Genomic DNA, 13,009 nt, shown 5'->3' on the forward strand with positions numbered 1-13,009 from the left:
TTGACGACCGCCTTCCCGGCCTCTGACACAAAAAGGGTTGCCCCTAGGTCTTATGCAGACTTAGAGGCAACCCTTGTACCGCTTTCTGCCGGCGAACCGGAGTCGTTAGAGCCTGACGAACTGCCGAAGCTATGCTTTCGCTTCCCATAATATGGGGGTATCCGCCGCCGGAATCTGGGAGCAGCGCACCGTAAAATGCGTAGCCGTCATGTCCGTTACCCAGATATGTCCCGTATTACCGAGAGGAGTTGGAGAAACGTATGATGGGACGACTCCCAGATTGTGCTCGATGTAGACCGAATCGGCGTTCGCGTGTATAGTGGCGGTTCCGTTCTTGACTGCACCGATATAGCCAAACGGAGCCCACGTACCCGGTTCGCCTCCCTCGATGCAGACGTAACCGAGCGGCTTGCCTCTTCCCACGTCCTTATTCCATATAACGGACATCGGCGAATAGGCGCCGGCTGCAGGAATGGCCGTATCGTAACGCTGAATGGCGCTGCCGAGCGTAAAGTCGCCGCTTAGTTTCCCTTTGCCTTTCGGCGTCACGGCCGGTTCGTAAGCTATCTTTTCGGCGATATTGGGGCAGTCGTAGCTGTTGTTCAGCATATAGACGTTGCCTATCGGGTCGTTCCGGAAAAGAATCGCGCATAAGCTGGAGCCCGTTTTGAACGAATTGCCGGTCATCATGCCTGCCCCTTTGCCGATTCCGATATGGCCGCTCACATCTTCGAACGTATTGCCGGTAAATACGAACGTTTCGAACAGCTTAATCGCATTGGAAGCCAGCTCGGAAGCGGGAAAGCCGCCTTGCTGAAAACGGTTGCCGGATATCGTGCAATTACTCGCCTGCAGGAGCACCTTGCACTCGCTCACCATGTTGCCGGAGACGGACGCATTCGACGCCGCTATGCCCGGGTAGTGGGAGACCGCATGCATAACCCGCCTGACATGGTTGCCCGTGATCGCCACTTTGTCCACGACTGCCTGATTCGTCATAAACTGAATGCCCTCGCCCGCTGTTACGTCCTCGACCGTATTCCCCGTAATCGAGCTTTCGCCGCCCGGGTTGCGTGAAGGATTGTTAACCGTGGAGTTGTCCATACGAATCCCGGCCATTTTGACATGTTGGATCGTATTGCCGGATATCGTAAAGTTCGTAACGCTGGAGAGGCCGATCCCGTAACGTAAATTTTTGAACGTATTGCCGCTAATAACTAGATTGTGGATGTTGCGCTCGGCCGTTCCCGACACTTCCTCATTCGAAGTGACGCCGCCGCCAATCGTAGAGGTAAGTCCGAACGTATTTACGCCGTCGTACAGGAAGTTGCCTATAATTTCCCCGTTATACATGCCTTCCGGGTTGCCGGCATGCTTCAGCAGGATACCGTCGCCGTTATGATGGTGGATTCTGTTGTTCGCGACCCGCCAGTTCCGGCTTCCGCCGATCCTGATCCCTTCTTCGCCGAGGAAGTAAACATCGTTGCCCTCCAACGTGAAGTTATCGCAAAAATGGATATGAATCGCATCGGTCCGATAAGAGATGTCCAGCTTCGACAGCCTGAATTTGCCCGAATCTTTGAGATAAATCCCGAAGGCTTGCTTGGAATGCAGCTTCGATGTTTTCGAGCTGGATATTTTCAGACTTTCCACGAAAAAGTCGGAGCAGCCCAGGAACGAAAGCACCGTAACGGTGTCGGATGTGTTGTCCAAGAAAATCTCCGCTTGGGCTCCCAGAAAGCTGACTTTCTGTCCCGTAAGCGAGAACCCGTCTGTCACTCTGTATTTTCCATTCGGGAAGTAGAGTATGCCCCCTTGCGGAAAAGCGGCGGATACATAGCCGATCGCGAGGCGAATCGCCGCCGTATCGTCGGTCGTTCCGTCTCCCTTCGCCCCGAACCACCGGACATCGACGGAATCGTCAGCCATCAATCGCTTGAACCGGGCACCGGATGCGGCTGCGAGTATCGTCCCCGTATTGTCCGCCGAAGTCGTGTCCGCCGGGTCGTAGGCGAAATGTCCCTCCTGCCCTTCATCCCGTACAAAATAGAGCAGTCTCGAATCGGGACGAGTATGGGCCCGAAGCTCGGCAACCGTAGTTGTAACGATCAAGCCCGCCGTTCTAAGCTCGGGCCATATGCTTCTGCCGTCCGGCCCGTCATAGACGGAACCGCCAACCGACTGTTCGCCCTTGCCGAATGCCGCCGAGGGTCCGGGAAGCATACTGCCCGCGGCGATCGCCGCTCCCGCCATCCCCATCGCAGTCAGCAGCTTTCTGCGGCTTACCTGGACACCCGGTTCCTGCGGCCGGTCTTGCACCGTGCTAATTTCCGCGCGCTGTCCCATCTTTTCATTCGACATCTATATCCCTCCTTCATGTACTCACACGTACAGTCGGACTGAATCTCTGTCTCTTCCTGCAAACAACTGCCATTCGCTCCACCCGGGCCAACCGGTTAACCGCTCCACTTACCTATTTAGCCTGCAACTTCGCCTTCTCTGCCTGAATCGCTTTATTGATCTCTTCGTCGAAGTTCCGCAGGATCGTGTTCGTATCGTCGGGACTTTCCAGCAGCTTGGTGAAATTGACGCCCACGTTCGTCAACTGCTCAGCCCGCGGTGGGAATGCCGGCGCATCGGGATAGTAATACAGCGCTTGTACGTTTTTGCCTTTCCATTGCGGCAAATCTTGGCCGAACGCTTTGCGGACCTCCGGATCGGCGAGCGGCGTTCCGACCGCCTGCCTCGTCAGCTTGGCCTGAAATTCCGACGACACCAGAAAAGCCATCACCCGAAACGCCTCATCCTTATGCTGCGACGTCGACGACAGGAACAAGGAGAGCGAGGCCGGCTTGAACCCGGTCTTCGGCTTTTGCGGCAGCTCCGGCACCGACGCCACATCCCAATCGAGATCGGAGCCCGCTTGGCTGACCGCTCCCGAATCGAGCACCATCGCCACCGTGCCTTTGACCGATTCGGTGACGGGTACGAATTTGTTGTTCGGGATTTCGCCGAACCGGCGCAAATTGTTCAGCAGCAGCTTCCAGCCGTCCGTATTCATCGCCGCTTTGTCTTCCTTCGGGTCCAGCGGGCTAAGCGACAGCTGATTATTCAGCATGATGTTGTTCGGCACGGCGGTAAATCCGTAGTAGGTCGTGCCGGCGTCGGTCCGTGTCAGCCTTTTCGCCAAATCATACACTTCGTCCCAGGTCAACCCGTCCTTCGGATAAGCCGCCCCGAAACGGTCGAACAAGTTTTTGTTGTAGAAGAGTCCATACCGGTTCATCGTAAACGGAAGTCCGTACAGCTTCCCTTCGCTGTTGGTCGACATGGCGTGAGCCAGCACGTTCGGCTCGAACGTATCCAGCTTGAAGTTATGCAGCTTGATCTGCTCCTGCAGGTCGACGTGCAGACCGTTCTGCTTGATCGAGCTGACCGTAAAGGCCGTCGAGTCGTAAATGATGTCGACTGCGGTTTGGGCGGTGATCCAGTCCGTGTATTCCATGCCTTTCTCTCTTTTGAACAATTGAAGCGTAATGTGAGGGAACTTCTTCTTTACCGCTTCCAGAATGCCCATCTTCTCAAAATCTACCGCCCCGGGCTGCGCATTGTACAAGGTCAGCGTCACCGGCTTAAGCGCTTCCCCACCGTTTGGCTGTACCTGTCCTCCTAGTTCTCCCTTTCCTCCGTCTCCACTTCCCCCGCAACCGCTTACAATCGTGGCCGATACTAACAAGCACACGGCGGGTTTTCCCCATTTTATCGTCATGCCTTGCCCCTCCTCTGCTTCCTATATGGTGCGGAGACACGGTTGATCGTTCATCTGATACTCATTATAAGCGTCTTCCGGAGCGCTTCCAGTTCCATTTTAGTGGGAGCAAAAAGGCGGTTACGGAGCGGTTTCGTGAATTGCTGTAAGCCCTTTCTTTCGGGTCTGTTCGATGTTACGATGAGGGTATACCATTTTCCGTTGACGAGGTGCTTCCATGCCTATTATTAAGTCGGTTACGCTTCGCACGATTGCCAATGAGCTCGGACTGACCGTCAACACCGTCTCCAAAGCATTGAAGGGAAGACCAGGCATGTCCGAGCAGACCCGTCACCTGATCGTTCAGACGGCGGAACGGCTCGGCTATTTTACCAAAGAGCAGATTCGCAGCTTGAAAGCCGAACATATCCTCCCGTATCCGCTCGAGAGGAAACGATTTTTCCTCGTACAAACGACGCAATCCGTCAGCTACTACAAGCTGCTGCTGGAAGGGCTTTACGAGCGCTTCGCTTCGTTCGGCCATCATATCGAGGTGCTGCTGCTGCCTTCCTCCGTCAAGGAAAAAGAGATGGACGGCTGGTTGGAGCAGCGCGGTCTCGCCTATACCGACGGCTTGTTCATCGCTCCCAGCATCATGCCGAGGGAGTGGGAGCCGAAGCTGCTCCGCCTGCCGGTTCCGAAAATACTGCTCAACTTCCCCCCTCTCGGAACCCGGGTGGACAGCGTCATCTGGGCCATCTACGAAGCGACCTATCAGGCTGTCGCCTATTTGCGTTCGATCGGCCATACTAACATTATGTATGTGGGAGATACGACTCAGCAAAGGGGATATATTTTGCGCTGGCAAGCGTTTCTTCACGCCATGAACGAATTCGGCGCCCGTGTCGATCCGGACGCCCATTCGATCCGCGTGCGGACAAGCCAGGCTTTGTGGAAGGGGGAGCTGTCCGAGAAGCTTGCCCGGTATGCCCCGACCGCCATTTTATGCGGAATCGAAGGTGAAGTTCCTGAAGTGTACCGTCTCTGCTCCGAGCAGCTGGGATTGCGCATTCCCGAGGATCTGTCGATCATCGGCCTGCTGAATCAGCAGCCGGATTCGCTGCCGCCCTTCACGATGCCTCTGCTGGCCATTCGCGAGACCGGTTACCGGGCCGCCGACCGGATGCTTTGGCGGATCGCCAATCCGTCGCTGCCTTACGAACATATCCGCATCCAAGGGGAGCTGAAGATCGGCAGTACGACGGCGAGCTTGGAGAAAACTTCCCAACGATGAATAACTCGGCCTGTATCCAATAAGAAAAGCTTCGTAAGCGGGGGCTTGTCTTGCCTCAGAATATTTAAGTCGCTTTATTGCTTTAGCGAACTCCCTATGGAATCGTAAAAAAAGACCCGGTACTTTTTTCCGATACCGGGATCTAAAGTGAGACTGCAGAGCGGGTTCACTTGGGTTTTACTACTTCGATTTCATATATACCCCAATCTTTTTAGTTAATTTATACCCGCTGTAAAATGACAGTGTTCCAATAACAACACTACCCAGCATATAGGGGTAAGTGTAGTTTGAGCAGTAGAAGGGGAGTTCCTCACAAAGGAGATTATAGCCACTAGCCCTTTGACTGATTATAGATGCAAATAACAATAATCCTATTTTTTCTATAATAAAAGTAGTAATAATAGTGACAATGGCGGTTTTATGTATTTTGGCGTTTAATAACCCGAAGAGCATTCCTAAAACCAGATAAGGGAATATGGAAAAAATAATACCGTAATAAAACCACGATGTATTTCTTGATAGATCAGCCGGAATATCCATAAATAGCGGATAGGTGTATGATGATATATAAAACGACAATATAAATAACGGTGCGAAACTAAACCCGGAAATTAGACATACTGCAACTGCAGAATTTCTCATGTAGTTTAGCTCCTTTATAAAAAAGCCGCCAGTAACGGCGGCAGTAGTATTATTACTGTGCATCCTATCGCCGATCCGCCGGATAAACGAGCCCCATCTGCCGTCTCGCTTCGTCCATAATCTCCATCGTCCACAACGAGCGGGTCAGCGAATTAACCGGCGATTCCTTGTCCCCATTCCGAATCAAGCCGATAAAATGCTCCACCTCATACATCATCGAGTGGTCCGCCTGCTCGCGGGTCACGTCCTCCGAAGCTCCGCCCCGGTAGCGGATCTCCACCTTATCGGGCTGGCTGATCCTGCTGATGAGCATGTTGCCCGATTCCCCCTGAATTTCCGAAGGCAGGGCGGAGTCGGTAATTTTGGAATATTGAATGATAGCATCCATCTCGGGATAACCGAGCAGCAGGCTTCCTTCCCCGTCAATGCCGGATTCCAGCAGCAGGCCGTTCGCCTGAATCCGCTCCGGTTTGCCGAACAGGACGACGAGCGGATACAGGCAGTAGATGCCCAGGTCCATCAAGCCTCCATTGGAGAAGGCCGGGTTAAACGCGTTCAGCACCGTGCCCTGCTTATAAGCATCGTAACGCGAGGAATATTGGCAGTAGCTCGAGAAAAACCGGCGCACTCGGCCCAGCTTGGGCAGGTTGTCCTGAATCGCCTGGAAATTCGGCATCAGCGTCGACTTCAGCGCCTCCATCAGGACGACGCCGTTGCTGCGGGCCGCGTCGATCATCTCCTGCAGCTCCACTCTGTTCGAAGCGATCGGCTTCTCGCACAACACGTGGATGCCCCGGTTCATGCAGCGGACGGCTTGTCCGGCGTGAAACGAGTTGGGGCTCGCAATATAAACCGCATCGATCTCGCCGCTCGCGGCCATCTCCTCTACATCCGTATACGTAAATGCAGCGCCATGCTTCTCGGCGAATTCCTTCGCCTTCTCCTCCGTCCGCGAATAAACCGCAGTCAACCTGAAATGCTCCACATGCCGCGCCGCCTGCAAAAACGACTCCGTAATCCAATTGGTACCGATAATGCCGAATCTGATCATGGGGGAGCTCCTTCGTATCCGTATGTATAGTCCAATCCCCTCTCTCCGCCGGGAGGAGGGGATCGGCTTCTCGTTCTCTACTTCCTTGCGACGATCAGGAACCGGTGCGCATCCGTTCGTATCCCCTGCTCCGTCCGGTTATTCTCTATAAACTGCCGAAGCACCTCAAAATCGCCTTCCGCCTGCCCGAAGTCCGGGATAATCGGCGCATGCTTGAGCAGGAAGATCAAGTCCTCCGCAGTCTGGTAATATTCCGCTGCATCGTAGCGGGACGACCGGATGTCGGTAAAACCCGCTTCGTTTAACTCCGTTATATATTGATCCTGCAAACAATCGATAGACGCGCCGGACGACTGCCCTCTGCCAAACGCTTCGATCAGATTGATTTTATCTCTCCCGCCCACTTGCTGGGTGATGAAGACGCCGTCGTCCGCCAATACCCTCGCCACTTCCTTCGCCTCGAAGGGGGCTTGCCGGCATATGACGATCTGGAAGGATCGGTCGGGAAAATCAAGCGCCTCCGCATCCATCTCGAGAAACGCGACGTCCGGCTGATTCGCCTTCCGCCCGTTGCTGCGGGCCGTCTCGATCATCGCCGCAGAGTTGTCGATGCCTACCGCCTGCCGGACGAAACCGGCGAGCTTCAGCAGCTGTTCTCCGCCGCCTGTACCGATATCCAGCAGCGCTTCCGTCCCGGTGCACGCCCGGGTCACTTCGCTTCCGTAATCCCATGCGACTCCTTCGGACAGGCACTTCACCTTGCTGAAATCCCATCCGTTTATCGCTCCAAGCCGGTCGTACAAGCTTTTATAATCGATCTTTGTCATATCGTCTTCACCTTCCCATAGGATGATCCTGCCTGAATGTCCCGCTCGATCTGAGGCTTGCCGTTCCGGTCCGGCGCTTAACCCCAAAAGGGCAGACTCCCCCCTTGGCGGCTGGTACGCGTGTGACCCAGCCCGGACTTTATCTACCTCGAACGATCCGGCGCGACATCCGATTCACCTCACTGGAAAGAAAGATTGTCTCCATTATAAAGCCTGGACCGGTTCGGGAGCAAATAAGCGGCAAGTACCGCTTCCGGTTCGAAGCCCCCCGGACGGCTTTGCAGCGCCGATTCATGTCATCAATTATTTACCAAATAAAACGAAAACCGCGTCATTGTTAATTAAAATAATTTTAATAAAATATTTATTTCAAAAAGTCATTGATTTTAAAAACGGGAGTATTTATAGTAATAGTCAATACCACATTAGGGGTGATTCTTACGATGACCACGAATAAAAACAAGCTGACGACAAGCTGGGGCGCTCCCGTCGGGGACAACCAAAACTCCATGACCGCCGGTTCGCGCGGCCCGACTCTGATTCAGGATGTTCATTTGCTGGAGAAGCTGGCGCATTTCAACCGGGAACGCGTCCCGGAGCGCGTCGTACATGCCAAAGGCGCCGGGGCGCATGGCTATTTCGAAGTGACGAACGATTTATCCGCTTATACGAAGGCCGACTTTTTGTCCGAGGTCGGAAAACGCACTCCTATGTTCATTCGCTTCTCTACGGTCGCTGGCGAGCTCGGCTCGGCCGATACGGTCCGCGACCCGCGCGGATTCGCCGTCAAATTTTATACGGATGAGGGCAACTATGACCTCGTCGGCAATAATACTCCGGTCTTTTTCATCCGGGATGCGATCAAATTCCCGGACTTTATCCATACGCAGAAACGCCACCCGCAAACTCACCTGAAAAACCCGAACGCGGTATGGGATTTCTGGTCGCTCTCTCCCGAGTCGCTGCACCAGGTTACGATTCTGATGTCCGACCGCGGCATACCGGCTACGCTGAGACATATGCACGGCTTCGGAAGTCATACGTTCAAATGGGTGAATGCCGAAGGCAAAGCCGTCTGGGTAAAATATCATTTCAAAACCGAGCAGGGCATTCAAAATCTGGATGTGGGTCTTGCCGCCAAGCTGGCAGGCGAAAATCCGGACTACCATACGGAAGATTTGTTCAATGCGATCGATCAAGGGGACTTCCCTGCTTGGAAGCTGTGCGTGCAAATTATGCCGCTGGAGGACGCCGATACGTACCGCTTCGATCCGTTCGACGTGACGAAGGTATGGTCGCAGAAAGATTACCCGCTCATTGAAGTAGGCCGGATGGTGCTGGACCGCAATCCGGAAAACTACTTCGCCGAAGTCGAGCAGGCGACGTTCTCCCCCGGCTCGTTCGTACCCGGCATCGAGGCTTCGCCGGACAAAATGCTGCAAGGACGTCTGTTCGCTTATTCCGACGCGCACCGGTACCGGGTCGGCGCCAATCACAATACGCTGCCGATCAACCGTCCGAAAGCGGAAGTGAACCATTACCAGCGCGACGGCCAGATGCGATCCGACAACAATGGCGGCAGCTCCGTCTACTACGAGCCGAACAGCTACGGCGGACCGGCCGAGTCGCCGGAGCATAAACCGGCGGCCTATGCCGTATCCGGTCAGGCCGACAGTGTCGCCTACGATCACAACGATCACTACACGCAGCCGGGCGACTTGTACCGCTTGATGAGCGAAGAAGAACGCACGCGCCTCGTAGCCAATATCGTAGCCGCTATGGCGCCGGTCGAGAGAGACGAGATCAAGCTTCGCCAGATCGCCCACTTCACGAAAGCCGACCCGGAATACGGCCGCCGCGTGGCCGAGGGACTGGGACTGGCCGGACAATAAGCGCAGATTTATACGGACCGACCGAGTAGCAGGCATGCTTGATCCGGCCCGTCCGGGACTGCATCGGGTAACAACCAAAAAACCTCCATCACTGCGGAAAGCAGGGACTGGAGGTTTTTGTTATCTCCGGGAACATAACGGTAGACGGTCTCTCCTATCGCTCCCTCCGCGCGGCAACTCGGCAAGGGCTCCCGTCAGCTTATACGGACCCTTTTGACCCCGCCCATTTGGCATGGATTCGAATCCAAAGCGATCCGGGCTTTCGCCCCTTCGATCCCGCCCTTACTAGCGTGCGACCTTGATAACAAGCAGCTCCGCATCCCCGTCCGCCGCACGCACGCTGTGTGCTTCCCCGGGCAGGATGTGCAGCAGCATGCGCGGATCAAGCGTCACCTGACGGTCCTGAAAGCCAAACACGACTTGGCCCGACTGGACGACGATCAGCACGTCAGCCTCCGTCCGGTGTTCCGGGATCGTCTCTCCCGCCCGCAATTGCAGCTGCATGACCGCCGCCTTCCCAAACTCCACCAATTTGCCGATATGTTTAGGGACGGCCCCCAGGTGACTTTCGAGCTTTATCGTTTCCATCGTGATCGCTCCTTTGCGATTTTATTGTTGCTAATTGATAATAGTTGTCACTAGGTCTTATTATATCCGATCCTGCGGCGCCCGCGTGTGATTGCACTCACATCTCCGATTAAATCTTAACCCTTCCAGTTCATCGATTTTCAGGGAGCGAGTCGGACTCGACGGCGCAGATCGTCGTCGACGAACCGAAAACGAAGCTGAAGCCCGTTTCGGCCGGAGAACAGCTGTATTTTGACATAAACATGAAAGCGACCGCATACGTCGTAAACCGGGTCAATAACCGGACGCGCGGACTCGACCCGTTAACCGCCCAGACCAAAGAGGCGATCGAGCGGGAAATCCGGGAACCGTACGAGAACGGACGGAAGAAACAGACGGACGTGTTCAATCTGGAGCACACCCTCTACCGCAATCGGTACCGCGAGTGGAAAGCTCTGCCCCAGCAGCAGGAGCCGCTGCTGACCGAGGATGCGATCCGGCATATCGAGATCGATCTCAATATAACCCATTCCAGCTCGCAAAAAAACAAACGGATTACGCGCAACGAGTAGCAGTTTGACGGGACTATTCTGGTCGGTTTCCTGGACACTGCCGAATGATTCGCACCGCCGCTCCCGGCCCGCCGTGATGCGGTGCGGCACGGCGGCCGGTCCCGGAAGCGGCGCCGGATTCAGGCGCCGAATCTTTTCCGGTATCCGCACTTGCGGCACAGCTCCTCGACCGCTTCCCGGCGGGAAAAGCCGTAAAACAGATTGTTCGCCCGCTCGCTCTCCACTATGTCCGAGAACGGCGTCTCGTTTACGTTGCCCAGATTAATGACGCCTTCCCCGTCGAGACAGCACGGCACGACGGTTCCGTCGACCAGGATCGCCGCCTGGCTGCGAAGCGCATGGCAGAACCCTTTGCCGTCGTCTTCCGGCGCGCTCAGGCTCGGCCACTCGAACTCGTACTCCTGGTTCAAATAAACGTTCGGGGCGATCTTGATTCCGCCGCCCGGTATGACCTTCTCCTCGATCCGGTAGTCGAGGTTAAATTCCTTCTCCAGCATCTCCAGCGTCTCGCGGTTCCGGTTGCGCTGCCGGTTGATCTCATTATCCTGCGTCAGGTTCCACAGCCTGAACGAGATGATGACGCCATGCTGCACCGCTTCGCGGACGAACGAAAATACGGTGCTGAGATACTTCTCCCGGTTCTCCGATCCTTCATGCCCGTCGAAGCTGTGAAGCGAGAAGTTCATTTGCCGCAAGGCCGGCTTGCCGAGCAGTTTCGGCGCCGCTTTATGCAGAAGCGTCCCGTTGGACGTAATATTCACCTTGAACCCTTTGGCGTGGCTCGCGTCCAGCAGCTCATCCAGCTTCGGGTGCAGCAGCGGCTCGCCTTTGACATGCAGGTAAATGTGCTTTGTATGCGGGCGGATCTGATCGAGAATCCGGTTGAACGTTTCCGGCTTGATGAAGTTGGCCTTCCGCTCCGTCTGCGGGCAGAAGCTGCAAGCAAGGTTGCATACGCTCGTAATCTCGATATAAACTTTTTTGAATGTTTTCAAGTTGCTGCTCCCCATTCCCATATCCATCGGTTCTTCAGTTACCCGTATTTGTATCCCTGTTCGGTATGCATATGAATCTATCTTCGCTCACAACGGACCACTCGTCAAATTGTTAATAGTCCCAGCCTCGGAAGCTCGCTTCCCTGTCGCAGCAGATCAGGGTATATAGCGCTGCTCCTGGCACCAGCACCCATGAAACAAAAACTCTAACGGACACAGCGGCCGTTATTGTGATGCATTTCGATCATTTTGATTTCTAACGGACATAAATGCAACTATTTGGTGAGAGGCGTCACTTTTGGGGGTGCTTCGGAGTCAATAAGCGCTGTGGTGACCGTTACAATTTTAAAACACTGTTTTTAGCGAAATAGCCTCCACCATGTCCGTTAGAGTCTGGTTGTACGCCTACTGGCGTATTTTGACGCTGGCGTTTACCGAGATGAAGAGCCACTCCCACGATATACTTTCTGGCCATAAAATAAGCCCACTCTCCCCGTAGGAAGCGCAGGCTTCTTCATTTCGCGCACGGCCGGCGCGCTTCCGCCAGAGCAGACGATGCAAGCTTACACATCGTACTCCAGCTGTCTTTTCGCTTGGGCGATAAAGTCGAGCGGCGACTCGATCGTCTGGGCGTTATACTCTAAGGCGCCCATCTTCAGCCCCAGCTCCACCTTATATTTGGCGGAGAACTGGTTGGAATTAAACTCCACCAGGCTGTGGCGAATCCGGTCCATGACCACCTTCGCTCCCTCCTGGTCGGTAAAAAGCAGCAGTCCCCACGTAGCCTCTCCCCGGTCGAGCAAATAAAGCGAGTCGTTCGTGCGGATGCTGGCCTGACTGATTCTGGACAAGTCGATGATCGCCTCGGCCAGCTGGTCTTCCCCGATCATACGCCTCAGTTCCTTCCAGTACTTGACCTTCAGCACGAGCAGTGTAAGCGGAATCTGGTACCGGGTCGAGATGCCGGCGAACACGGTGACGTCTTTGGTGAACGAGATCGTGTTTTTCAGATCGGTATTTTCGTCGAGGGTGGCCAGTCTGGCTTTCTGCTTCTGCAGCTCCGCGTTCTCCGTTTGCAGCCGCCGGGTCCCCGACGTAAACAACCAGGTTACGATCGTCAGAAGCGGCGTGACCAGCAGCCAGAAATACGTGCCGGCCCCGATCGTTTCGCCTTTCGATACGGTCTCGTACATGATATAGGCCCCGTAGCCGAAGATGAAGATCACGTTAAGGACGAGCCCTGTCGTGACCGTCGTAAAATAGGTGACGATGGCAAAAAAGAACGTCAGGTTCAGCAGGATCAGGTTTTGAAAATACGCATTCGGGTTCCCCGCCGTAAACGTCACGCAAATCATGCACAGCCCCAGAAAAACCAGGAAAGCGACGTCCGACACCAAGCTGTTGCGATTCAAATTCATCGT

11 protein-coding genes are annotated in these 13,009 nt (G+C 54.7%); 3 read left to right on the plus strand and 8 right to left on the minus strand.

Translation table 11 applies throughout. The features are described 5' to 3' along the window. Positions 1-129 precede the first annotated feature (129 nt). Both PV433_RS17550 and PV433_RS17555 read right to left on the minus strand, forming a co-directional pair. On the minus strand, positions 130-2,361 hold the full coding sequence (locus PV433_RS17550; RefSeq protein ID WP_332073361.1) for a right-handed parallel beta-helix repeat-containing protein: 2,232 nt from the start codon (positions 2,359-2,361) through the stop codon (positions 130-132). A 112-nt stretch (positions 2,362-2,473) separates the two neighbouring features. Further along, positions 2,474-3,769, minus strand: coding sequence for an extracellular solute-binding protein (locus tag PV433_RS17555; protein WP_332073362.1), 1,296 nt, complete (start codon positions 3,767-3,769; stop codon positions 2,474-2,476). A gap of 217 nt (positions 3,770-3,986) precedes the next feature. Here PV433_RS17555 and PV433_RS17560 point away from each other — a divergent pair, with 217 nt between their 5' ends. Next, a complete protein-coding gene (locus PV433_RS17560) occupies positions 3,987-5,042 on the plus strand; it encodes a LacI family DNA-binding transcriptional regulator (protein ID WP_332073363.1) in 1,056 nt (351 codons plus the stop codon). 180 nt (positions 5,043-5,222) lie between these two features. Here the strand turns inward: PV433_RS17560 and PV433_RS17565 are convergent, their stop codons facing one another. The 3 genes from PV433_RS17565 to PV433_RS17575 form a co-directional block, all read right to left on the minus strand. Next, complete coding sequence (locus PV433_RS17565; protein WP_332073364.1) at positions 5,223-5,684, minus strand: hypothetical protein; 462 nt, start codon at positions 5,682-5,684, stop codon at positions 5,223-5,225. 64 nt (positions 5,685-5,748) lie between these two features. After that, positions 5,749-6,735, minus strand: coding sequence for a Gfo/Idh/MocA family protein (locus tag PV433_RS17570; RefSeq protein WP_332073365.1), 987 nt, complete (start codon positions 6,733-6,735; stop codon positions 5,749-5,751). A 77-nt stretch (positions 6,736-6,812) separates the two neighbouring features. Then, complete coding sequence (locus PV433_RS17575) at positions 6,813-7,562, minus strand: class I SAM-dependent methyltransferase (RefSeq protein WP_332073366.1); 750 nt, start codon at positions 7,560-7,562, stop codon at positions 6,813-6,815. 443 nt (positions 7,563-8,005) lie between these two features. Between PV433_RS17575 and katA the strand changes: the two genes are divergently transcribed. Continuing rightward, a complete protein-coding gene (katA, locus tag PV433_RS17580; RefSeq protein WP_332073367.1) occupies positions 8,006-9,454 on the plus strand; it encodes a catalase KatA in 1,449 nt (482 codons plus the stop codon). 285 nt (positions 9,455-9,739) lie between these two features. On the opposite strand, the gene PV433_RS17585 is transcribed toward katA, so the two are convergent. Further along, positions 9,740-10,042: a cupin domain-containing protein gene (locus tag PV433_RS17585; RefSeq protein WP_332073368.1), complete on the minus strand. Its 303-nt coding sequence runs from the start codon at positions 10,040-10,042 to the stop codon at positions 9,740-9,742. A 113-nt stretch (positions 10,043-10,155) separates the two neighbouring features. Between PV433_RS17585 and PV433_RS17590 the strand changes: the two genes are divergently transcribed. Next, complete coding sequence (locus tag PV433_RS17590; RefSeq protein ID WP_332073458.1) at positions 10,156-10,593, plus strand: Ger(x)C family spore germination C-terminal domain-containing protein; 438 nt, start codon at positions 10,156-10,158, stop codon at positions 10,591-10,593. Between the two features lie 119 nt (positions 10,594-10,712). Here the strand turns inward: PV433_RS17590 and PV433_RS17595 are convergent, their stop codons facing one another. Both PV433_RS17595 and PV433_RS17600 read right to left on the minus strand, forming a co-directional pair. Then, positions 10,713-11,588 (minus strand): radical SAM/SPASM domain-containing protein, encoded by an 876-nt coding sequence (locus PV433_RS17595; protein ID WP_332073369.1) that lies wholly within the window; start codon positions 11,586-11,588, stop codon positions 10,713-10,715. Between the two features lie 563 nt (positions 11,589-12,151). Beyond that, the gene (locus PV433_RS17600; protein WP_332073370.1) at positions 12,152-13,006 is read right to left on the minus strand and encodes a diguanylate cyclase domain-containing protein; all 855 of its coding nucleotides are present in this window, start codon (positions 13,004-13,006) and stop codon (positions 12,152-12,154) included. Between the last annotated feature and the right edge of the window lie 3 nt (positions 13,007-13,009).

Source organism: Paenibacillus sp. GYB004, assembly GCF_036577605.1.
In the GTDB taxonomy this organism is placed as follows: Bacteria; Bacillota; Bacilli; order Paenibacillales; family NBRC-103111; genus Paenibacillus_AB; species Paenibacillus_AB oceani.